The sequence below is a fragment of the Fodinibius salinus genome (assembly GCF_008124865.1).
Lineage (GTDB): Bacteria > Bacteroidota > Rhodothermia > Balneolales > Balneolaceae > Fodinibius > Fodinibius salinus.
Genome location: NZ_VNHY01000002.1, coordinates 760,378 through 783,264, shown reverse-complemented (window position 1 = coordinate 783,264; position 22,887 = coordinate 760,378). Strand labels below are relative to the sequence as shown.

Here is a 22,887-nt window from a genome sequence, read left to right as displayed (position 1 = left end):
TCAAAAAATCGGGCAGCAATTTTTAATGGTATGTCTGTCCATTTTGAACATTCTTTTCTCATACTGGCTATTAGTAAAGTAACCACAAGCTCATTATTTTGAGAAACGGCAATTGTGACTAACATTATACTATGAGTGATTCTGAAACTACGAACAAATCTCTTTTTGAGGATTTCCCTCCCACCTCTACGGAAGAATGGGAACATGTTATTAAACAAGATTTAAATGGTGCGGACTATAAACAAGAGCTCCGCTGGGATACCGGTGAAGGACTAAGCCCACTCCCCTTTTACAGGCGCGAAGATCTTGATAAGATTCCACGACATTCAGCTATTCCCAAAGAATACGCTGGTGAGAACCCCAACGATTGGGAAATCCGCGAACCCATTTTTGCAAATACTATTGAAGAAGCTAATAGCTCTGCCAAACATGCGCTGAGTCGCGGTGCTAATGCATTACAATTTTACCTAACCCTGCAACGTACCGAAGGAGCACTTGGCGGAGACCTGAAGGGGATTCCTATTCAGAACCAAGAAGACTTTTCAAATTTAGTAGCCGATATTTCGCTCGAAGACACCGCCTTTCATTTTGATGCGGGCTTAGCTTCTCCGGCACTATTGGGCATGCTTTGGAATACAACCCAGCAGCAGAACTTGAATCCCCAAAAAGTTCGGGCCACCTTTTCTTATGATCCGTTCGTATACCTGCTGGAGCACGGCCATCTTCCCAAAGACAAACAACAACTTCGCCATGATATTTGTCAGCTTACTGAATTTACGAACGACAATCTTCCAGCTGCTCGTCCCCTGAGTATTGATGCGCGCTTTTATCATAATACTGGTTCAACGCTCGTTCAAGAACTTGGCTACGCACTGGCTGCGGCAGCAGAATACTTATCCATACTGACAGAAAACAAATTTAACATTAATGAGGTCACTGATCGTCTGCATTTCAGCTTCTCGGTAGGATCCAACTATTTTCTTGAAATCGCCAAATTTCGTGCGGCTCGTTTGCTTTGGAAAAACCTGATCGAGGCATTCGGTGCTGATTCCGAGCATAATGAGGCTTATCTGCACGGACAATCATCCCGGTGGAATAAGACACTCTACGATCCCTATACTAATATGCTGCGGACATCTACAGAAGGCATGTCCGCAGCTATTGCAGGGTGCGATTCAATGACCATCATGCCGTTTGACGAACACTTCCGTCAGCCTAATGAGTTTTCACAGCGCATTGCCCGTAACCAACAGCTCATTCTAAGCGAGGAGTCCTATCTTAATAAAGTAGCTGATCCGGCTGCGGGATCTTACTACATCGAAAAACTCACCGATCAAATTGGGAAAGCTGCGTGGCAGGTATTCCAGCAAGTAGAAGTCGAGGGGGGACTGCTCCAGGCTATCGAAAATGGTACCGTACAGTCGGCCATCCAAAAGTCGCAACAAAAACGAGATCAAGCCATTGCTTCACGGGAACGTACTTTTGTAGGTACTAACCAGTATTCAAATGACGAAGACACAATGGCTGATCAAATGGATTCGCCGTACAAGATTGTTTCCCTGAATACATCAGAGAAGGAATTCAAAATTGATATCAATAATTTCCCCGAGAACTTAGCCTCAGCCTTTGCTAAGGGAGCAACGCTGGGCGATGTTGCATCGCAGCTTGTTGATGTTGGAAAAACATTATACAGAACGGTACAACCGTACCGAGGGACACAGGCTTTTGAGGAACTGCGACTGGCAACAGAACATCACGATTCAACCCCACTTGTACTTAATCTTCCGCTGGGTAATAAAAAGTGGCGTAAAGGGCGATCTGCCTTTAGTGCTAACTTCTTTGGTTGTGCAGGATATGACATCGAAGATCCTATTGGCTTTGCGGATGCAGATGCTGCCCTTGAAGCAGTGGAACAGCAACAACCTGATATTGTTGTCATCTGCAGTTCCGATAAGGAGTATCCAAAGCTGGTTCCCACTATCTGCGATGGACTTAAAGAACTGGATAATCAGCCGATTGCAGTACTGGCGGGAAATCCCAAGAAGGATACTGACACCTTCAAAAAAGCCGGCATTGATGAGTTTATTTATTCCGGCTGCAATGTGCTCGAAACCCTCAAAAAATTTCAACAGAAGCTAAAAATCATAGAATAGAACACGGATGATGCGGATTCAGCAAATTTACATTGGTTATATTTGCAACAACCTATAGCATTCGCCTTATCTGTGTTCCATTAGTAAATACGTTATGAGACCTAACTTTTCTGATATAGAATTTTCTTCTGATTTCAATTCCGACACGTCAACAAACGGTGAAAGGTGGAATACTGCTGAAAAGATTCCCGTTAAGCCGAAATTTAATGCTTCGGATATTGAAAATATGGAGCATCTCAATTATGCAGCCGGCATCCCGCCTTACCTGCGCGGCCCCTACTCTACCATGTACACCTTTCGTCCCTGGACCATTCGTCAATACGCCGGGTTTTCTACCGCTGAGGAGTCCAACAAATTTTATCGCAAAGCCTTGGCACAGGGACAAAAAGGACTTTCAGTCGCCTTCGACCTGGCCACCCACCGCGGCTATGATTCCGACCATCCGCGTGTTTCCGGTGATGTGGGCAAAGCCGGCGTAGCTATCGATTCTGTCCTGGATATGAAGGTACTCTTCGACCAAATTCCACTGGATCAAATGTCGGTATCGATGACCATGAACGGTGCTGTCATCCCGATCATGGCCTTTTATATTGTAACAGCTGAAGAACAGGGGGTATCCAAAGAAAAGCTGGCAGGTACTATTCAGAACGACATCCTTAAAGAGTTTATGGTGCGCAATACTTATATCTATCCGCCGCGCCCCTCGATGCGTATTATTGGAGATATTTTTGAGTATACTTCTCAGCACATGCCAAAATTCAACTCCATCAGCGTAAGTGGTTATCATATGCAAGAAGCCGGAGCCACCTGCGACATTGAACTAGCCTATACGCTGGCCGACGGACTCGAATATCTCCGCAAAGGCATTGATGCCGGACTCGACATCGACGATTTTGCTCCTCGCATATCGTTCTTCTGGGCTGTTGGAATGAATCATTTTATGGAAATTGCCAAGATGCGCGCCGCTCGCATGCTGTGGGCCAAGCTGGTCAAACGCTTTGATCCCGAAAACCCAAAATCGATGTCTTTGCGTACCCACTGCCAAACATCGGGATGGAGCCTTACTAAGCAAGATCCTTATAACAATGTAGCACGAACTACATCCGAGGCAATGGCTGCGGCGCTGGGGCACACCCAGTCAATGCACACTAATGCACTCGATGAAGCTATTGCCCTGCCTTCTGATTTTACGTCTCGTATTGCTCGTAACACTCAAACATACCTACAGGAAGAAACCGGCATCACCAAAGCCGTAGATCCGTGGGCGGGATCCTATTATGTGGAATATTTGACCGATCGTATCGCGCATCGCGCCTGGGAGCTTATTGAAGAAGTAGAAGAGCTGGGCGGTATGGCCAAAGCTATTGAAACGGGAGTTCCCAAAATGCGCATCGAGGAAGCCGCCGCGAAGAAACAAGCGCGAATTGATTCTGGCAAAGAAACAATTGTGGGAGTTAATAAATATCAGCTTGACAAAGAAGAACCGATTGATATTCTTGAGGTAGATAATGAGAAGGTTCGAAAATCACAGATCCAGCGACTCAAGAAGCTGCGTTCCGAGCGCAATGAAGATGAAGTTCAATCAGCACTCGATGCTATTACCAAAGCAGCGGCATCCGGCGATGGCAACCTGCTGGATTTAGCCGTGAAGGCCGCGCGAAAACGAGCATCACTCGGTGAAATATCCGATGCGATGGAAAAAGAATTTGGACGATATAAAGCAACTGTAAGATCGGTATCAGGCGTGTATTCTTCAGAAATCGATAAAGACGAAAACTTTAAAAAAGCCCAGCAACTGGCTGATGATTTTGCCGAACTCGCTGGGCGACGCCCGCGTATCATGGTGGCTAAAATGGGGCAGGATGGTCACGACCGCGGAGCAAAAGTTATTTCTACCAGCTTTGCTGACCTTGGCTTCGACGTGGATATTGGCCCACTGTTCCAAACACCGGAAGAGGCAGCGCAACAAGCAGTAGAAAATGATGTGCATATTTTAGGTGTTTCGAGCTTGGCAGCCGGGCACAAAACGCTGGTACCCCAAGTACTTGACGAACTCGAAAGACTGGGCCGCGATGACATTATGGTAATTGTGGGTGGTGTCGTTCCGGAGCAGGATTATGAGTTTCTCTATGATAAAGGAGTTGTGGGTATTTTTGGCCCCGGTACGGTAATTTCACTGGCTGCCCAACAGATTCTGGAGATTTTGATTGATAGCCATAATCATTAAATGAGATTCTAAGTAAAGACATCTATCCAAAATAAATACCGCTCTCCCTTAGGAAGCGGACATCTTCCCTCATGGAAACACTGCAACAGTAATTTTAATACAGCAGCCAGCGTGTTTGTAAGTACGTACTTATGACAAAACCGTCTGACTCAAATAACGACTCTTCACTTTCTGTAACTGATGGTGTTAATCAGCAATCGGCTATCAATCCCCAGATAACCAATCGTTCTAACAATGAACGTAAGACATTATCTGTGGATGAATATGTACAGGGAATTAAAACGGGTGATCGTACTATCTTAAGCCGTGCTATTACACTTATCGAAAGTACAAAACCTTCGGATCGTGAGTTGGCACAGGATATTATTGAGCAATGCCTGCCCGATACCGGTAATTCCATTCGCATCGGCATTACAGGTGTACCCGGCGTGGGTAAAAGTACGTTTATCGAATCGCTGGGCAATCACATTATTGAAGAGGGTAAAAAACTGGCAGTTCTAGCTATCGATCCCAGCAGCACCCGGACTAAGGGTAGTATTCTGGGGGACAAAACACGCATGGAAAAACTAGCTACCAACGATAACGCTTTTATTCGCCCATCGCCTACCGGAGGATCGCTGGGCGGCGTGGCACGCAAAACACGCGAAACGATCTATCTCTGTGAAGCTGCAGGTTATAACACAATCTTTATCGAAACGGTGGGCGTAGGTCAATCCGAAACCACCGTTCATTCTATGGTGGATTTCTTTCTGCTGCTGATGCTGGCCGGTGCCGGTGATGAATTACAGGGTATCAAGCGCGGCATCATGGAGATGGCTGATACTATTGCTATAAACAAAATTGATGAAGCTACGGAAAAAGCAGTAACACAAGCAGTCCGGGAATATAAAAATGCCCTGCATCTGTATCCCGAAATGAAATCGGGATGGGAACCTAAAGTAACGACCTGCTCGGCAATTACCGAAGAAGGTATTGAAGATATTTGGAATACGATTCAGGAATACATCAGCCTGACAAAAGAAAACGGCTATTTCCAAAATAACCGTAATCGACAGGCCAAGCATTGGATGTATGATACGATTAGCAATCAACTCAGAGAGCGATTTTATGACAACCCTGCCGTAAAAGAACAGCAGGAACACATAGAGCAACAGGTGCTTGATGGCAAATTAAGTTCATTTAAAGCGGCGCAGAAATTGCTGGAATCATATTTCAATTCCTTCTAATCCTGCCCCTGCGTGGATGCTTGCGACTATTTTTGCAATTTTTCGCTACTCCCTCCTCAGAATTATATGACCTTCTAGCATTTTAAAGATTTCTTTTACATAGTGCGTAAATCAATTGTCCCATCATCGGTGATAATCCTAATATTGGCATTGCCGCCAGGTAATTTAAACTGCGATCTGTCATCTTCAATTTTGATATTTTCAAAGCTGTTGCCAATGTCGAGACTGGGATTATCATGACGAATATCAAACGTACCTCCCCCTCCGGTGATCTTAAACTTCAAGTCACCGTCATCCATATCAAATCGGTACTTACCGTCTTGTGCAAGTCGTGATGTTAGCACCACACTGCCATCATCATATTGGGCATCAACTTTAGTAAACGCTGCCTGATCCACTTCAAAATTTCCGTCATCCATCGAAAGCTTTAGATTACCCTCGGCCTTATCCATTGTAATAGAGCCATCATCCATATCAAAATAAAAGTCGTTGCCACCTACATTTTTGAGAGCAATTTCCGTATCATCAGCTTCAACAGCTATACGACCATTGACACTGGCAATATTGTACGTATCGTCATCACCCTTAATGTCAACTCCCACAGTAGTCGGAACTTTTATGGTGATGGTGTATTCCTTAGTTACCTTACCTACGACGGTGCGATTCTCGGTATCCGATTCGCGAATCATCAAATCGCCGTCGCGCTTTTCGACTTCGATATTAAACTTACCTCCAGACTTTATCTCCAGTCCGCTCACATCCACTTTTCGATATACCTTGAGATGCACATCCGAACGATCAGTACCCTTAATAGATACCTCGGCATCGTTGCTGTTTAGATGAACAGTTCCCTCACTCGATATTTGATAGGTCTCATCAAGCGTATATTCACTATCTTGCGCATTAAGTTGAATGGAGAACAATAAACAAATCGTGATTGTTACTATCAGTTTTAACGTTTTCATAAGCTGTGGTATTAAGTTCCGGTTACAATCAATGTTTACGGAAAAAGGAAAGAATTGTTAATAAAAAATCAGCTGAGGTTTAACTCCGATTGTGAAGACGAAAAAGCGACTTCTTCATCTTCAATATCCTGTTCCCCAAGTGCCTTTTTCATCTCGCTGCGTAATTTCTGGATAGTAAGTCCGCTGGTTAACGCTCCATTGCGAGCAATAGATATGCGCCCGGTTTCTTCGGAGACAACAATTACAAATACATTATTCGTCTCGGTAATGCCCACAGCTGCGCGATGACGCGTGCCAAATACAGCTGATATATTTTGATTCTGAGAAATAGGCAAATAGCAGCTGGCTGCTACCATGCGATTATTACGGATGACCACTGCCCCATCATGCAGTGGCGTATGTTTATTAAAAATCGTCTGCAACAACTTACTGTTTACTTTAGCATCCAACTTTACTCCTACATCAACTAAGTCTTGCAGTGAAGAAGAACGTGCAAAAACAATGAGTGCCCCAGTTTTTGAGTGTGACATACTCCGAACAGCATCTACTACATCATCAATAATGGTATCTGAATTAGACCGCACAAAAAAGCGATCCAGGTTGGTATTTTGTCCCAGACTGTAGAGCAGCTTTCGGATCTCCGGCTGAAAAATAATGAACACGGCCAGCACCCCCACGTCTAAAATACCGCGCAAAATAAAGTTGATGGTCGTAAGCCCAAGTGCACTTACAGCAGCATTGATAATAATGATAAATACCAATCCCAGTGCGGCCTGGATGGCAAAGGTTCCCCGGATCCATCGGTACAAGTAAAAAAGTACCATGGTAATGATAAGGACTTCAATGAAATCCTTAATACCGAACTCAAGGAAGCCAATGGGTATCAATGCAGTACCTCGTTTAACTAAATATTGTTTTAATTAATATAACTATAATTTTGAGAACTTTTGTAGGGGTTGTGCAATTAATATTAGCCCTATTCTTTAAAAGAGAATTCAGAGATACGTCCAGAGCAGAGTGAAACTAAATATTAATTACAACGCAAGGCACTGTAACCAGAAAAAGTGAAAGTCATAAGGATATGATGTACCATATCCTTACCGAGAAACTCTAAATTGTTAGATGTTAAAGTAACGTAACAAGATTAGCTACCTGATGGACCCACCTTTGTCACACAAAGAACTTCACAAAATCTATGTGTACACTTGATTGTGCATCGTGCAAAAAATTTATTTTACCGCAGAAATAGCATTAAATACCTGCAACGAATCATGGGCTTCTTGTACGTCATGCACGCGGATAATATTAGCTCCTCTCATCATGGCATCATAATGAACAGCTACGGTACCTGTGATCCGACCATCTGTCGGCCTGCCATCTAATATTTTACCAATCATAGACTTACGGGAAGCCCCTACCATGACAGGATATCCAAGCTGCCGGAATGTATTGAGGTTAGCCAACAGCTTTAGATTATGATGCATTGTTTTCCCAAACCCAATGCCGGGATCGATAATGATATTCTGCAATCCCTTTTCTTCGGCTTTGTTAATCTGTTCTTCAAAAAATTGATATACTTCTTTAACTACATCGCTATAGCTGGGATCATCCTGCATAGTTTTGGGATCTCCCTGCGAATGCATCATGATAAAACCCGCCCCGTATTCCACACAAAGATCGGCCAGGCGTGGTTCTTTCTGTAATCCGCTTACATCATTTACAAAATGTGCGCCAAGCTTCAGTGCCTCCTTAGCCACTTGGTATTTTGTGGTATCAATCGAAAAAAAAGTATCTGAAAATTTTGGAATAGCTTGTTCGAGGATGGGCTTTACTCGGTCAAGTTCTTCTGATTCAGCTACCGGCTCAGAACCGGGGCGCGTTGACTCTCCCCCTACATCAATAATTGACGCTCCCTGCTTAAGCATTTCTCCAATGTGCTCTACAGCATCATCTACCTGATTAAACTCTCCACCGTCAGAAAAGGAATCAGGCGTAGCATTCAGAATGCCCATAATTTTTGGAGAAGATAGGTCAAGTGTCTTATTCCTTATATTAATCGGACTAGGCACAGCGATATTGCTCATTCTAAAAGGTTACTAGTTATTTGTTAGTGGTTATTGGTGAGAAACCAATAACTAATAACCAATAACAAACTACCACGTTTCCTGCAGATGTTCGCGCTTGTCTTCTACCTCGGCCCACTCATCAGCATCTTCCAAATCTTCTTTGGTTTGGTTGATAATATGTTCTTGCCATTCTTCGGCCAGCCGCTCGTTTAACTCAATATACTGCTCCCACTCCAAAGGCACTTCATCATCGGGATAAATAGCCTCTACCGGACATTCTGCCACACAGGCATCACAGTCGATACATTCAATCGGATCAATAGTCAAAAAGTTGGGGCCTTCCCGAAATGCATCAACCGGGCAAACAGCCGCACAATTAGTATATTTACAGTTGATGCATGGTTCAGTTACTACGTAAGCCATTCGAAATCAAATCTTGTTGCTGTTTTCAAAGTTGCACTAAATATCTCGGCTTCAACGGATAGATGCAACGTTTTATATTATCATTACTAATTTAGAAACACTCTTATTAATCTGCTCTTTCTCCACTTCCATATACCCTCTGTTCTTTTAACAACAAGCACACTCATCAAATACATTAATAACTTTGAAGCAGGCAATTAAAGGAGCAAAGAGTCATCTTTATTTGAGCAATACCTTCACACTATCCAGCGAACCATCATTAGGCGCTGGATTGATATTCATTACATGATTGAGCAGCTCATATATATGGATACTTTGAAAAGCATCAACATCTGCGCTCTTTTTGAAAGCAGGACCGCGTGCTATAAAAATGCCCTGCATGGATTTTTGCTTATTATCATAACCGTGCGTAGCCCGGGGTAGAGACTGCAAAAAATCCTGCTCATATTGCTCATCCAGAATGGTATAGCCCAGATCGGCCACCATCACAATATCAGACACGCGCCGGTGATTTTTTAGATGATATCGTTCGGGCAGGTTTTCTTTTTTATATACCCGGTAGTTATGTTCGGCGGATTTTAACGACTGGTACAGCTTTTGCTTTTGCCCCTGCTTGGGCCAAATCATGGTCACAGGCCCCCAGTTCACGCGCTCGGTATTATTCATATTGATAATGTTATCCAATCGAATGGTCTTATCTGCCGACTGATTGATCATCCCATGATCAGAAACGAGTATAACATTCGTATTTTGCCAGAGCTCCTGCTTTCTCATCTGCTGCTTCAAATAACTTATCAGCTGATCGGATTTTCGTATAGCATTTTCTAATGAGTCGGATTCCGTACCGTAGCGGTGTCCTTTGGAATCTACATGACTAAAATAGAGCGTGCTAAAATTCACGGCTTGGCTGTCGGGTTTCGTCATCCATTTAATAACGGTATCAATACGGGCTCGGTTTGGCATGTTCCCGTTGTAGGTTTTCCAATATGTTGGATGCGTACCCTGTATATCCGCTTCGGAACCTACCCAAAACATAGTTCCGGTTGTAATACCTTGCTTTTCGAGAGTATTCCAGATCGGTTCTCCACCATACCATTTGCCATTCTCTACGGCCTCCCGGTCACGAATTCGGTACCATTCTTCCCATTTGGGATCGTACATAGTATTCCCAACCAGCCCGGTATTTTCAGGGTATAAACCGGTAACAATAGAATAATGGCTGGGGAATGTTTTGCTCGGAAATATCGGAATGAGTCCCTCTGCCTGTACACCATTATTTGTTAGGCTATCAAAATTAGGGGTATTAACCTTTTGCAAATAATCATACCTAAAGCCATCGAAGGAAATTAACAGTGTTTTTTGGGAATGGGATTGCTGTTTGGATTGCGAGCATCCAACACTAACCATCAACATTACCGCTAAAAACAAATATATATTTCTACTCATTGGGTAAATAAATTTGTAGTTAGAAAATCATAAATAAAAAGGGGGCAGCCCTCTAAGACTGCCCCCTTATAAGATACGCTTAACTGCAAGAAATTAGTTATCTACATAGACAGAAAACGATGTAGACACATTTTTGTCATTACCTTGTACAGCAGTAACCGCATAGCTGTACTCAGTATAAGCATCAGAACTTGTTGGAGTACCAGACAATTCAATTGCTGCTCCATTATTCACTACTTGCGCATTTAACCAGTCTCCTCCCTCTGTAAAGGAAGTTAAGTTAACATCATCAGCTGCGCCTCTGTTCGTATTGATCGTTAAAGTGAAGGAGTATTGCTGACCAGCCGGCACATAGTCAGCTTCAGCAAGATCGCCTGCATTAGTAAATGATATATAACCATTCTTAAAAGACTTGGGTATCTCAAGTCCATCTGTTCCTCCGCATCCTATACCAACAAGAGCAAGCAGAACAATAAGGGTCATTCTTTTAAAATTAAACATAATTAGATGTCTTTAGTGTTTTAAATTTATTTTGTTAGAAGCTGTAACGTACTCCAAACTGTAACTGCCAGCGTGACGATACGTCACTTACGTTATATATCTCTTCTTTAGTTACGTTATGTGGATCAAAAGAGATGATTGGTTTCCCAACATCACCAGAACCCAAGTTATACTGAGGGTTTTGACTAATGAATTTTTGATCTACATAACCTTGAAAGCCCACTGCGCGATAATTGTTAAAGCTTACTCCTCTTCGTATTCCCCAATCATCGCTAAGGAAATTAAGTACATTGAACATGCTTGCTGTAATTTCCAGACTTTGGTTTCCGACAGTCTTAATTTCTTGATTTATACGCAAATCAAGAAAATTAGTCCAAGGCTCTCGTGCAGAACCACGGGGTACAACCTCACCACGATACTCATTCAGAGATGACTCACTAGAGATCCATTCATCGAGCTTACTCCAGTTGTTACTGGTAAGTACTACTTCACCCGAAGATTCTGGAACATACATCAAGTCATTATCATAACGAGTGTCTCCATTTGCGTTCCCGTCATATATCCAGCTGAAAGGAGTACCAGAACGTCCATCGTAAATAACAGAAATTGTTGTATTAAAACGTTCGCTCCATGAGAGTGTATATCCAATATTCGCCAAAATTCTGTGACGACGCTCATAATCGGCCGTACCTAAGCGCGGACTATTGACATCAAAATTTTCATTGTATTGCCAGTTGGATATTGCCCGACTTGAAGACCCGTTATTTACACTGCGAGCCCGGTTATATGAGTACGAAACCTTAGTATTTAACCCCCAGTCAAACTGTTTTTGCAGTTCGCCCGTAATGGTATATCGATACCCTTTGTCGGTATTATCCAAAACAAGGGCATTGGTAAATCGAGGATCTTTTCGACTTATTGAACCACTGGCCGTATTGAAACCACTATTAAAGTTAATACTACCATAAAGAGGACGACCATAAGCAGAAGTTCCTACCTGATCAGCGTTGATATTTCGATAGGTTACTGCATTAATCGCCTTTGAGTAAATACCTTCCAGGGTACCAGTAATACCAAATGGCAGATCTTGGTCAATAGCAAGATTCAACTTAAGAGACTGCGGGTATTTAAAATCCTCAGTAATTAAGTTAACCTCGGTTGTTGATACAGGAGATAATCCTGACCCTCCTCCAGGTGTAGGCTGATTGTTAGGATCAGCACTAAAGAACCCATTAGTCAAAGCACTGGAATTATAATCATTAACAGCTACCCGGCCGTAATCAGCACCCGTATTGCTGTACTGGTTAGAAATCCATACAAAGGGCGGTGTACCTGAAAAAATACCTGCTCCACCACGGATTTGCGTAGTACCATCGCCGCCCAAGTCGGGTCGCCAGTTAAAGCCTAAGCGCGGTGACCATAGAATATTACCACTCGCCACACGATCCGTGCGGAAGTTAGGAAAAGCATTGGCCACATCAGGATTTGCAGTAGGCTTATCGGGCAGAATAGGCACGTCGATACGCAAACCATAAGTTACCGTAAGGTTATCCATAACCGACCATTTATCTTGAACGTACCCGCCTAACTGTAGGCCAGTGAAATTGGCCGAGCGATTACCATTTGGCAATAAATAGCTATAATTATAAGAAAAGGGATTACCATTTTGGAAGTCTGAAATACTTCTAAATTCATACGTTCCAAACTCATCTTGCACAAACAAGTTCTTAAACATGAAAATTTGGTTTGATGTACCGACCGTAAATTCATGATCGCCTTTTATATATTTGAACGTGTTTGTGAGCTCGATGAGATCTTGATCCAGGGCGTTGGCCTGAGAAAATCGGTCAATACCCATATCGATGCTTCCAAATCCACTTTTGTTTGGGAAAGGCAAACTCACACTAACCTCTGGAAAAGGTTCCGCATCAACATCCCGAGAGTCCCGAATACGTGTATAAACTGCCCGGAATGTATTAGACATATTATTACCAAAACTACTATTAAGCTCCGTTACAAATGAATGCTGCGTACTGTTAAAGTTGTATTGGCGATTTGAAAAACTGTATGAGCCAGCACTTCGGCTTATGCCCTCCTCATCCATGGCATCTACATAATTATAGCGGAATGTTAACTTATGATCCTGATTAATATTCCAATCGAGCTTGGCTAACACCTTATTGTTGTCTTGCCGCTGGTCCAACGTTCCCCCAAATGTTCCAGGATCATAACTATAATTGTTACGTGCAATACTTTGAATTTGAGAAAGTGTCGAAGTAGGAAAATCAAAGCTGTTAGGCTCTCCACTATTTAGCAATCCGCTTCTTAGAGGAGCGACCTCTCGCTTCAATTCTGCATTTACAAAGAAGAAGAGTTTATCTTCGATAATAGGTCCACCGACACTCAAACCAAAATATTGCTCTCTAAACTCATCTAAGTCAGTTGATGTGGTCCCATCAGGAAGTCGATAGTCACCTGCAAAATTTTCATTTCGCAACTGGTAATAAGCCGTACCGGTATATTTATTGGTTCCACTTTTAGTTACCGCATTAACCTGCCCACCAGTAAATCCGTTATTAGTTACATCGAAAGGGGCAATATCAACGTTAAATTCCTGGATGGCATCAATACTAATCGGTGAGCTTACACCGGCCTGACTACCAGGGGTTCCTTCGCCCAAACCGAATACATCATTCAGCGTAGCTCCATCAACCAAAATATTATTATAACGATCACTAGCACCACCTATACTACCACCTCCAGTAGACTGCGGGGTAAGACGAGTAAAATCTCCAAGTGATCGAGAGAGGGTTGGTGTTTGGTCAATATCTTCTCTGGAGATATTCGTTTTTGCCCCAGTACGATCTGAGTTAAAGATAGGATCAGCTTGAGCAGAAACCGTTACTTCCCCAAGCTCAGTTTCCCCTTCTTCTAATTCAAAGTTAACAGTAATGGTTTCACCGAGATTAATGCCGGAAACCTCTTTTTTAGTGGCATTGAAACCTACAAATGTTACTTGAATTTCATAAGGGCCGCCAACACGAACGTTACTAAATGAATAACGTCCATTGGGACGACTTGCCGTTCCATACTGAGTACCAGTTGGCTGATGGACAGCTACAATATTAGCTCCGGCAAGTGGTTCACCCTCAGTATCAACGACAGTCCCTTTTATAGAACCTGAAGTCGTACCTTGTGCAAATACCATAACCGGAAGCAATAAAATAGCAGCCAGTAAAAATGCGTATCTTTTCATAATCGATAGATATGTTCGTTTAAATTGTGATTTAATAACGTGAAAGAATAACACGATTTTCGAGAAAGGTAAAAATAACTAACATAATGTTACCAAAACATTAAACAATGCTAACCATTCTTTAAAGTACCTGAAGGTAATGAATTTTGGTTAAAAATCGTACCATGAATCATTCGAAATTTACGTAAATATCACGCTTTTATTCTAAAAAAATATGTTTGAGCGAAACCAAATACTCTTGCTCCACGCCCAAAAAGTACAACAGATAGATAAACACAAATACCAGCTGTAGTTTTACTATACCTACTCTTTGGTATGAACGGGCAGAGGTTATCACTGTATCATCAAGAATAGCAAATACATGACGTTTTTTTATGCGACGGACGATTTCATTGTCTTCCATTACTAAGTGGTCTTCATGAAATCCATTAATAGTAAAGAATACATCCCTATGTACAAACAGGCTCTGATCCCCAAATCGAAAAGCATTAATATCAAATTGTGTACACCACCCATAGAAACTGAGCAACCAATGGTTGCGGTCAAAATCCAGCTGGAAACAACCTGCATCAATGCCCTTTCTTAATGCATGTATAATTTTTTTTGCAAAGCCGGGCGGTGGCAGGGTATCACCATGCAAAAAATACAGTATCTCATATTGCGATTGCTGTGCTCCATAATTCATCTGTGCAGCACGTCCTTTCTGGGAAGCATCAACAACGCTAGCACCCACAGATTGGGCTCTCTCTACTGTTCGGTCTGTACTGTCAGCATCTACTACGAGAATCTCACCTATCCGTTCTCTGCCCCGCTTACGTACAGCTTGTATCGTCTGTACAATCTTTTGTTCTTCGTTATAGACAGGGATAATGACACTTATATTCATTTTTGGTATAAACTAACATCCGACTCTCGCATATCACTTTCGGTATCAATATCATTGAGCTCTGCTAATGCTGCAAGACTAATTTTCTTCTTCTTTGCCTGTTCTACCGTATCCTGATAAACTGACCCTGTACTCCATTCCTTATCTTTAAACAGGATGGGATAATAATCACGCATCCCCAGCAAATAATACCCTCCGTCTTGTGATGGGCCAATAACAACATCATACTCCTGCAGTTTTCTGAAGGCATTATCCAAGTGATGTTTTTGCAAATCTGCACAGTCACTGCCAATAATTACGATACGATCTGCACCGGATTTAAAACCTTTCCGGAATGCATACTGCATGCGTTCACCAAGGTTAACACCCTGTTGTACCTTTTTCTCAAACTGTTTGGAATCCCAGCGGTCATTCTCATCAATATATTTTGAATACCAAATCTGCCGCCGGCACGGCATTTTTTCTGCCACTTCCCGAGTCATAGTCAACAACTTTTGGTAAACCTTGAGAGCCGGCCCATCGCCAATGGTACGAGCCAACCGAGTTTTTACTGTACCGGGTTCCGGGTTCTTAATAAAAATAAGAAGCAGGTCATCTTGCGTAACACTCATTAATTTTCCACTATTTTTGATTTAAAAAAGTTTTTGCAGAATACTCTTTAATAGATTTCAACTCCGATTATAGTAATATTTTAACACAAAAATTTGTTGGAACTTTTTATCCTTATACCACTTTAGATAAAGCAATGATACAGGTTTCGATTTATTACTTTTAAATCCAATAAATTACTTTCATTTATGAAAAAATTATTAACAGCTACTGTTTTAACTGTATTTCTAGCTATTTCATTTACAAGCCTATCTCATGCCCAAGATGCCGATAAAAATTTAGGCATCGGATTTATTGCCGGAGAACCTACGGGGCTTAGCTTAAAATCATGGACCGGGGGCAACAACGCTTTTGACCTAGGACTTGCCTGGTCGCTGGGGCGATATGATGCAATAAACATTCACGGCGATTACTTGTGGCACAATTACAATATTTTTAGTGACGTTAATTCAGGATCACTACCTGTATATTTTGGTATCGGAGGCCGTGTGATATTGGCCGACAATGACGCATTAATTGGTGCTCGTATTCCTGTCGGGATTAACTATTTATTCGAAGATTCGCCCATAGGCCTTTTCCTAGAAGTTGCCCCAGTCTTTAATATAGCACCCGCTACCGACTTCGATGTTGACGGTGGCATTGGGGTTCGATTTTATCTCTAAAATCATACTCTGTTTACACAGGACTTTGCAAAACGTTGTGTCATTGCGAATGGAATGGATGGGATGAGCAAAATGTGACAATCTCCACTATATCCGGATCCAGGCCCCAAAAATCGTGGGGTTTGCAATGACAATTTTAGATTGTGTGGTTTTGCAAATGGCCTTTACAATTAAAGGTGCACAAGAACCAGATTGTGCACCTTTTTATTTTATAAGAACGGAAATAAATAGAGAATCTATGATGTATTCATCGTAACATTTTCATATACAAACTAAAACCGTAGAAATGAACTTGAATATATTTACGACCGTTATATAAGAATTTTGGCCCCTTCTTTAGCCAGCTGGATAGACTCAAAATCACGACCAAATTGAGAATGCAGTTTCTTATCTAATGTTGCCAATTCATAATCTGTTGAATCAGGATCATGATGGGTGATAAAAAGATTACGAACACCAGCCTTGCGTGCAAAATCAGCAACAATTTCCCAAGCTGAATGTCCCCATCCGTGCCTGTTTTTATACATCTGGCGATTGTATTGACCATCATGAATTAACACATCCGCATCCTGGCAAAACAACTTAAATTCGTTAAAAAAAGACGTCCCTTCCTTAAGCTCATTGTCGGGGCAAAACACAATAGTACTGCCATCAACATGGATCTTATAGGCCGCTGTATCAACGGTATGTTTTGCTTTCATGAACTCAACAGTATATCCATCATACTCTTCAGGGGCTGAAAGTTGTGTAATATATTCCAAATTGGCGTCAATCATTTCGAGCGTAACTGGGAAAAAGGTTTTTGTCAGATGGCCGGACAATATTTCTTTGCAACCCATGTCGCCCTGTTTAGGCATATGAATTGTAAAGTCATTATCCGAATCATATATAGGTTTAAAGAAAGGAAACCCCTGAATATGATCCCAGTGGGGATGAGTAATAAAAATACGTCCGGAAATATTTCCCGAATGCTTAACTAACTTATTTCCCAGATTACGAATACCCGTTCCACTATCTAAAACAACAACTTCATCACTTTTTGGAATTCGAAGCTGAATACAGGTCGTATTACCCCCGTACTCCATATTCTCACTATTTGCACAAGGCGTAGAACCGCGAACCCCCCAAAATGTCAAAGCAATTCGCTCATCTCGTTCACCCATCAGAAGCTAACCATTTAAAAAATTGTGTCTCAGTTCAGACAGCAGCGCACACTCTTTAGAACACTATTGACATACATTATTTCGGTAATTTTGATATGGTATATTCATTTAAAGTATTTTGTCAGCCAACGCTTTTACTACCCTAATCCCCTGAATCCCTGCGGATGAGATCCATTTTTTTAGTAAGTTCATCCATCTTCTCTTCTTTAGTCTCAATTTTTTCTTCTGCTGATGCTATTTTTTCGTCCACCTCATCAAGCAGGCTATTACCATCGCCACTAGGAGTAAAATATGTTTTCTTCTCCTTATAGCGAATCGCTTCTTTTTCTAAACTCCGAACTTCTTTCTTTAGTTTCTTATACTTTTTGCGAAGTTTTTGTATTTCGTTCCGGTCTTCCTGATCTAAATTTGCCTTAGCTAATTCCTGGTCAAATTTATCTCCCGATTTTGCTGCACGCATGCGATCGTAAATTACATCACATGCTTCACGATATTTCTTCCACATTTCATTTTTCTTCTCGATGGGTACATATCCCACATTCTTAAACTTCTCCTGCACCTCCTTGGCAATATCAACAGCTTCAATGGGATCTTCATGCTGACCGAGCTCATGAAGTTTTTCCAGCAGTTCTTTCTTACGCTCTAAATTTTCTTTCCGTTCTTCTTCAACCTCTTTAAAGTGTTCACGGCGGCGATCATAAAACTCATCCATCGCCCCTTTAAACTTTTTCCAGATCTTGTTTGATTTTTTCCGCGGTACAGGACCTATCTTCTTCCATCGGTCCATAAAACTTTGCATTTTCGAATGCCCTTTTTCAAAGTCGTCGGTATCCTTTACCGCATTCGCTTTATCAATCAGCTCTAGCTTCTGCTGGTAATGCTCTTCTTCCTGCTCCTCAATTTTGTCTTGGTTATTCGCTTTTTTCTCGTTGAACGCATCTGTCGCAGACTTAAATCGGTTCCAAAGCTTATCCTCAAGCCGTTGTGGTAAATTACCCACTTTTTTCCATCGGTGATGAAGCTTGTTAACCTTCCGTGCAGCAGTAGCAATATCATCCATTTCTACAAGCTGCTCTGCTTCTTCACAAATTTTTTCTTTCTTATGTGAAAAACGATCTACCTTGCTTTGGTGGTCAGGATCATACTTATACTTCTGGTCGTAATAGTTATCCTGAGCTTTTTTATAACGTTCCCAAACCTCATCGGATTTCTCGCGTGGAACCTTTCCTATTTCTTTCCACTGTTTGGTGAGATCCTCAAATTTTTCAGCAATTTCTTCCCACTCAGTGGTCTCATGATTAATATTCTCAGCAACCCGTTCCATCTTTTCCAGCACCGTCAACTTACCCATCAGGTTGTCTTCCTCTTGCTGGCGCTTTTGTACCAACCGATCCACTTTGTGATCGTCAAAAGTATCGACAAGCTCTTCAAACCGTTCATCAAGGCCTTCTCCTTTATCTGATGGCAGCTGTCCGATACTATTCCACTGGCTCTTCATTTGGCTAACACGCCGTGTGGCTGTCCATGTTTCGTTGGAGACGATGCCTTCAAATTCTTTAAGTAGTTTTTTCTTCTTCTCCAGATTTTGCTGGCGCTTTTTTTCCTGCTGCTCGTAATGTTCTTCCCTGCGATCCTCAAAAGTATCAACGGCTTTATTGAATTTTTCAAACAGCTTTTTTACCTCATCAGACTCTACATCCGGCCCATCAGACCATTTTCTGCTCAGCTCATCCAGCTCCGCCGACACATAGGACCAATCCGACTGCTTTGAAAGATCCTGGGCTTTGTCAACAATTTCACGATAGTAATCAAGAGAGTCATCATCTGAAGAATCCTCTTCAGTTTCAGAAGTTGCTTCCTGATGATCTGGAGACTCACCAGACCCATCATCCTGAGGTTCTTCATCATTCTCAGTCTCTGATGACTCGGGGGGTTTAGATCCTTCATCTGTATTTTCAGCTGCTGTATCCTCCTGTTCTGCTTCTGGCTTTTCTTCAGGCTCAGCCTCTGAATTTGCTATTTCTTTCTCAGCAGCATCGGACTCATCGAGATCACTCTCATAATCTTCAATCTTATCCATAAGTTTATTAAAATTGCCAATGGCTACTGTGGTTTTAACGTCTTCTCTTAATCCTGCAATATCATCTCCAGTGAGTGATTCTTTCTCTAACGACTCATGGATACGCTGCTCCAAATCAGCAAACACATTTTTCAGTTCTGCAACTTTGTCTTCCACAGCATCGGCAGACACCTCGCAAAGCTTTTGCTCTCCTTCGAGTCCTTCTTTTAAAAATAGATTATTTTGATCTGTCAAAAATACCTGTTCATCCTCATATACGTATTCGGATGTTTGTTGACTGTCTTCCATAGTTCTATTCACAAAGACCTCTATTGTAGCACTTGGCAATTCTGGTTTAACACGAAATATTTCTTGAGTCCATTTAAGATAATATTTCTAAAGAACTTATTACAATCCATGTTAAGAAGAAAATAACAAAAAAGCCGACTTCATCAGAAGCCGGCTTTCAAAACACATCTGTATATCAATAAATGTTACTCATCATCCTGATTGTAAACGTATACATCCTGCGATGGATACGGAAAGTTTAATCCCTCTTCGTCAAATCGTTTTTTGATGCGTTCGATAAGATCATGCTTGAGTGACCAGTAGTTTTCCTTTGTTGTCCACGGACGTACATTCAGATTTACAGAGCTGCCACCTAACTCTGAAACAGCAATTTGAGGTGCGGGGTCTTCCAATATGCGATCATCTTCTGATAGTATTTGCCTAATCGTTTCTTTAGCGTGATCGATATCATCATCGTATCCAAACCCAATAACCATATCTACGCGGCGCTTATCATTGACGGACATATTTTTAATGTTATTACCCCATACATTCGAATTGGGCACGAATATAGCCACATTATCAAAAGTATTAATTTTAGTGAGCACGAGGCCAACCTCTTCGACATTCCCTGAAGTACCGCCAATATCTACCGAGTCGCCTACGGTAAAGGGACGCATCACCAAAATCATAATACCGGCTGCAAAATCTGCTAGTACTCCCTGCCAAGCCATGCCTACTGCTAATCCAAGCGCACCAAGAATAGCAACAAGACTGGCTGTTTGTACTCCAAACCTACCAAGTATGGCCATTACCACAACGGCCATAACAAGTGCCTTAGCTATTTTTGCAAACAAACGAGTAAGTGTCTCATCCAGATGGGGAGAAACATCACCCTTTTTTCTAATCTTCCTTTTTAGCCAGTTGGCAACAATCCAGCCGATAACCAGCAACACAATCGCAAAGATAACATCCATGATATACGGCCATACGACATCAAGCCACCCATTTAACTCTTCCATAATCCACCCCTTCGGTTAATCGTATTATACTCTACAAATGAAAAGTAACAGCAGTCAAGAAAACAAGTTATTCTTCCTGAAAGATAGATTGAACCTCTGTGAATCCATCTTTTAGGTCATTCCATAATACTTCAGTATCCTCCTTCAACCTATCAAAAGTATCTTCACCAGAGTCCTTAATCTTGTCGAGCTTTTTACTTAGTGCGGATTTTCGCTGTTTGAGCTCTGCCTTTTTTAGCTCAAACTTTTCCTTAAGCTCTTCGGATTCTTGTTTACTTTTCTCCTGCAGCTTGTCAATCTGTTGATTCCATTCCTTAAGCTGCGCTTCCAATTTTTCGATATATTCTTCTCGTGTAGCCATAATATTTTTTTAAGTGTTATGTATTTACTCCAGAGAACTCTGTAGCATCTATGCCATCTTACCATGAATATGCAACCACTGAGTTAATAAGTCAATTTTTGTCCCACCTTCATTATCCCAATACTAATTTCAATATTTCCCTCCTTTTTTATTCCCATAACTGACAATAATCAATCTTTTCTTACTTATTACAGTTACAGTTTAATCGACATTGGTAATTTTTGTTTCGTGATCGGAATAGCTCTTTTAAAAGCTCACAAAAAAATTCTTTTAAATCGTGTAGAAGCATAATAATCCTTCATTTATGAATGTGATATACTATTACACTCAGTACTCTAAAACCGTTCCTGTTTACTCATAGAGTCTTTTTATGGAGCAAATAGAAACTTCCTTATCAGACCATCAAAAATAGAAAAGCATTAACTTTTGATGGCTGCTTACGAACGTGATTCCTTCTTCCAACGAAACTTTTCAATAAGCCGCATCATATCAGCAGGTATCTTGGCTTCGTAGTTTACCGTGCGCCCATGGCGCGGATGCTCAAAAGAAAGGCGGTAAGCATGCAGAGCCTGTCGGTTGATCAACGGTTCTCCTTTCTCTTCGGGCGCATAGTGCTGGTCACCCACCAGTTGGTGACCAATTTCGTTAAACTGTACTCGAATTTGATTTTTGAGTCCAGTATCAAGCTGCACCTCTACAAGCGTATTTTCAAGGAACCGTTCTTTGACTTTATAGGATAACCGAGCCGGTGTAGCTCCTTCTTCGGACGGATCTACAACAATATTGCGAAAGCCCTCTTTGATGAGTTTAAGATGATGGCTTAGCGTTCCTTCATCCTGCTGCAGCAAACCACGAACTACAGCTAGGTAGGTACGATTGGGCGTATGTTCCCTAAATTTTTCATACAGATCATCATAAGCACGCTCATTTTTGGCAAATACCATCAGCCCGCTAGTATAACGGTCAATCCGATGCACACAACCTACCCGAACGCCATGCTTACCCAAGTGATCAGCTACAAGGTCGAACAAATTTTTAACATCGCTATCAGGGATGGGTACAGCAAGCAACCCGGCAGGCTTATCCACCACAAAAAGGTCCTTATCCTGATCCACGATATAGAAATCGCGCTTTTTTGCGGCCATATCTAAAAATGCATTAAAGTAGACAAGCTAAAAACTATGCTTCTACATCATGAACTTCTTTGAGAATAGCTTTCGCTTCTTTGTCTTCATCCTGCATCACTTTATGCTGCAGGTTGGTAATAATCTCTTGCTGAGCATTTTCAAATGCCTTTTTCTCAGCTTCTTCTCTAGTCCCCGTGCGAAGCAGCTCAAGAATATCGTCAGCCCGGATAATACTATACAGTTTATCATCATTAAAGGCATGTGAGCGAAGCTCCTCATATTCATCGAACAACTCAGGGAACTCATCGGTCTTTTCGGCACGATCTATAATTTCAACATCCTTTGGACCTTCGGCACTTAGCGGTATCTTACAGAGATAAAAAAACTTGTGTTTGTACTTCATATCCTAACTATAAAATCAGTGGTCGTATTTTAATTCAACTGCTT

General features: G+C 41.8%; 19 protein-coding genes. 4 read left to right on the top strand and 15 right to left on the bottom strand.

Annotation, left to right across the window (positions count from 1 at the left end; all coding sequences use genetic code 11):
- Positions 1-131 precede the first annotated feature (131 nt).
- The 3 genes from LX73_RS08355 (at position 132) to meaB (ending at position 5,606) form a co-directional block, all read left to right on the top strand.
- Positions 132-2,153 (top strand): methylmalonyl-CoA mutase family protein, encoded by a 2,022-nt coding sequence (locus LX73_RS08355; RefSeq protein ID WP_148899015.1) that lies wholly within the window; start codon positions 132-134, stop codon positions 2,151-2,153.
- A 94-nt stretch (positions 2,154-2,247) separates the two neighbouring features.
- A complete protein-coding gene (gene scpA / locus LX73_RS08350; protein WP_148899014.1) occupies positions 2,248-4,380 on the top strand; it encodes a methylmalonyl-CoA mutase in 2,133 nt (710 codons plus the stop codon).
- Between the two features lie 131 nt (positions 4,381-4,511).
- Positions 4,512-5,606, top strand: a complete 1,095-nt coding sequence (meaB, locus tag LX73_RS08345) for a methylmalonyl Co-A mutase-associated GTPase MeaB (RefSeq protein ID WP_148899013.1) — start codon at positions 4,512-4,514, stop codon at positions 5,604-5,606.
- Positions 5,607-5,701: 95 nt separating this feature from the next.
- On the opposite strand, the gene LX73_RS08340 is transcribed toward meaB, so the two are convergent.
- The 9 genes from LX73_RS08340 to LX73_RS08300 form a co-directional block, all read right to left on the bottom strand.
- Positions 5,702-6,571, bottom strand: a complete 870-nt coding sequence (locus tag LX73_RS08340; RefSeq protein ID WP_148899012.1) for a DUF4097 family beta strand repeat-containing protein — start codon at positions 6,569-6,571, stop codon at positions 5,702-5,704.
- Between the two features lie 68 nt (positions 6,572-6,639).
- Positions 6,640-7,458 carry a diadenylate cyclase CdaA gene (cdaA, locus tag LX73_RS08335; RefSeq protein WP_148899011.1) on the bottom strand — a complete coding sequence of 273 codons (819 nt, stop codon included), beginning with the start codon at positions 7,456-7,458 and terminating at the stop codon, positions 6,640-6,642.
- Between the two features lie 342 nt (positions 7,459-7,800).
- Positions 7,801-8,655 carry a dihydropteroate synthase gene (gene folP / locus LX73_RS08330; RefSeq protein WP_246138204.1) on the bottom strand — a complete coding sequence of 285 codons (855 nt, stop codon included), beginning with the start codon at positions 8,653-8,655 and terminating at the stop codon, positions 7,801-7,803.
- A 69-nt stretch (positions 8,656-8,724) separates the two neighbouring features.
- Positions 8,725-9,060 (bottom strand): DUF3470 domain-containing protein, encoded by a 336-nt coding sequence (locus LX73_RS08325; protein ID WP_148899010.1) that lies wholly within the window; start codon positions 9,058-9,060, stop codon positions 8,725-8,727.
- Between the two features lie 219 nt (positions 9,061-9,279).
- Entirely contained in the window at positions 9,280-10,506 is a 1,227-nt protein-coding gene (locus tag LX73_RS08320) for an alkaline phosphatase family protein (RefSeq protein WP_148899009.1), read from the bottom strand.
- Between the two features lie 93 nt (positions 10,507-10,599).
- Positions 10,600-10,989, bottom strand: coding sequence for a hypothetical protein (locus LX73_RS08315; protein WP_148899008.1), 390 nt, complete (start codon positions 10,987-10,989; stop codon positions 10,600-10,602).
- A gap of 52 nt (positions 10,990-11,041) precedes the next feature.
- Positions 11,042-14,263, bottom strand: a complete 3,222-nt coding sequence (locus tag LX73_RS08310; protein ID WP_148899007.1) for a TonB-dependent receptor — start codon at positions 14,261-14,263, stop codon at positions 11,042-11,044.
- A gap of 199 nt (positions 14,264-14,462) precedes the next feature.
- Entirely contained in the window at positions 14,463-15,149 is a 687-nt protein-coding gene (locus tag LX73_RS08305; protein WP_148899006.1) for a TIGR04283 family arsenosugar biosynthesis glycosyltransferase, read from the bottom strand.
- Positions 15,146-15,760, bottom strand: coding sequence for a TIGR04282 family arsenosugar biosynthesis glycosyltransferase (locus tag LX73_RS08300; RefSeq protein ID WP_148899005.1), 615 nt, complete (start codon positions 15,758-15,760; stop codon positions 15,146-15,148). Before LX73_RS08300 ends, LX73_RS08305 begins: the two co-directional genes overlap by 4 nt.
- A 186-nt stretch (positions 15,761-15,946) precedes the next feature.
- Here LX73_RS08300 and LX73_RS08295 point away from each other — a divergent pair, with 186 nt between their 5' ends.
- Positions 15,947-16,420: a hypothetical protein gene (locus LX73_RS08295; protein ID WP_246138203.1), complete on the top strand. Its 474-nt coding sequence runs from the start codon at positions 15,947-15,949 to the stop codon at positions 16,418-16,420.
- 311 nt (positions 16,421-16,731) lie between these two features.
- On the opposite strand, the gene LX73_RS08290 is transcribed toward LX73_RS08295, so the two are convergent.
- The 6 genes from LX73_RS08290 to LX73_RS08265 all read right to left on the bottom strand — a co-directional run bounded on the left by LX73_RS08290 (position 16,732) and on the right by LX73_RS08265 (position 22,843).
- Positions 16,732-17,583 carry an MBL fold metallo-hydrolase gene (locus LX73_RS08290; RefSeq protein ID WP_246138202.1) on the bottom strand — a complete coding sequence of 284 codons (852 nt, stop codon included), beginning with the start codon at positions 17,581-17,583 and terminating at the stop codon, positions 16,732-16,734.
- A gap of 142 nt (positions 17,584-17,725) precedes the next feature.
- Positions 17,726-19,963, bottom strand: coding sequence for a DUF349 domain-containing protein (locus tag LX73_RS08285; protein WP_148899004.1), 2,238 nt, complete (start codon positions 19,961-19,963; stop codon positions 17,726-17,728).
- Positions 19,964-20,136: 173 nt separating this feature from the next.
- Entirely contained in the window at positions 20,137-20,952 is an 816-nt protein-coding gene (locus tag LX73_RS08280) for a mechanosensitive ion channel family protein (protein ID WP_148899003.1), read from the bottom strand.
- Between the two features lie 67 nt (positions 20,953-21,019).
- Positions 21,020-21,313 carry a sll1863 family stress response protein gene (locus LX73_RS08275; protein ID WP_148899002.1) on the bottom strand — a complete coding sequence of 98 codons (294 nt, stop codon included), beginning with the start codon at positions 21,311-21,313 and terminating at the stop codon, positions 21,020-21,022.
- Between the two features lie 437 nt (positions 21,314-21,750).
- Positions 21,751-22,458, bottom strand: a complete 708-nt coding sequence (locus LX73_RS08270) for an RluA family pseudouridine synthase (RefSeq protein ID WP_148899001.1) — start codon at positions 22,456-22,458, stop codon at positions 21,751-21,753.
- Between the two features lie 34 nt (positions 22,459-22,492).
- Positions 22,493-22,843, bottom strand: coding sequence for a hypothetical protein (locus tag LX73_RS08265; RefSeq protein WP_148899000.1), 351 nt, complete (start codon positions 22,841-22,843; stop codon positions 22,493-22,495).
- Between the last annotated feature and the right edge of the window lie 44 nt (positions 22,844-22,887).

Bases quoted from the DNA above. Each gene is read 5' to 3' on its own strand.
- LX73_RS08310 (WP_148899007.1), bottom strand. From the start codon at position 14,263: ATGAAAAGATACGCATTTTTACTGGCTGCTATTTTATTGCTTCCGGTT.
- LX73_RS08355 (WP_148899015.1), top strand. From the start codon at position 132: ATGAGTGATTCTGAAACTACGAACAAATCTCTTTTTGAGGATTTCCCT.
- LX73_RS08275 (WP_148899002.1), bottom strand. From the start codon at position 21,313: ATGGCTACACGAGAAGAATATATCGAAAAATTGGAAGCGCAGCTTAAG.
- LX73_RS08295 (WP_246138203.1), top strand. From the start codon at position 15,947: ATGAAAAAATTATTAACAGCTACTGTTTTAACTGTATTTCTAGCTATT.
- LX73_RS08340 (WP_148899012.1), bottom strand. From the start codon at position 6,571: ATGAAAACGTTAAAACTGATAGTAACAATCACGATTTGTTTATTGTTC.
- LX73_RS08290 (WP_246138202.1), bottom strand. From the start codon at position 17,583: ATGGGTGAACGAGATGAGCGAATTGCTTTGACATTTTGGGGGGTTCGC.
- LX73_RS08265 (WP_148899000.1), bottom strand. From the start codon at position 22,843: ATGAAGTACAAACACAAGTTTTTTTATCTCTGTAAGATACCGCTAAGT.
- folP (WP_246138204.1), bottom strand. From the start codon at position 8,655: ATGAGCAATATCGCTGTGCCTAGTCCGATTAATATAAGGAATAAGACA.
- LX73_RS08300 (WP_148899005.1), bottom strand. From the start codon at position 15,760: ATGAGTGTTACGCAAGATGACCTGCTTCTTATTTTTATTAAGAACCCG.
- LX73_RS08320 (WP_148899009.1), bottom strand. From the start codon at position 10,506: ATGAGTAGAAATATATATTTGTTTTTAGCGGTAATGTTGATGGTTAGT.
- LX73_RS08315 (WP_148899008.1), bottom strand. From the start codon at position 10,989: ATGACCCTTATTGTTCTGCTTGCTCTTGTTGGTATAGGATGCGGAGGA.
- LX73_RS08270 (WP_148899001.1), bottom strand. From the start codon at position 22,458: ATGGCCGCAAAAAAGCGCGATTTCTATATCGTGGATCAGGATAAGGAC.
- scpA (WP_148899014.1), top strand. From the start codon at position 2,248: ATGAGACCTAACTTTTCTGATATAGAATTTTCTTCTGATTTCAATTCC.
- meaB (WP_148899013.1), top strand. From the start codon at position 4,512: ATGACAAAACCGTCTGACTCAAATAACGACTCTTCACTTTCTGTAACT.
- LX73_RS08305 (WP_148899006.1), bottom strand. From the start codon at position 15,149: ATGAATATAAGTGTCATTATCCCTGTCTATAACGAAGAACAAAAGATT.
- LX73_RS08325 (WP_148899010.1), bottom strand. From the start codon at position 9,060: ATGGCTTACGTAGTAACTGAACCATGCATCAACTGTAAATATACTAAT.
- LX73_RS08280 (WP_148899003.1), bottom strand. From the start codon at position 20,952: ATGGAAGAGTTAAATGGGTGGCTTGATGTCGTATGGCCGTATATCATG.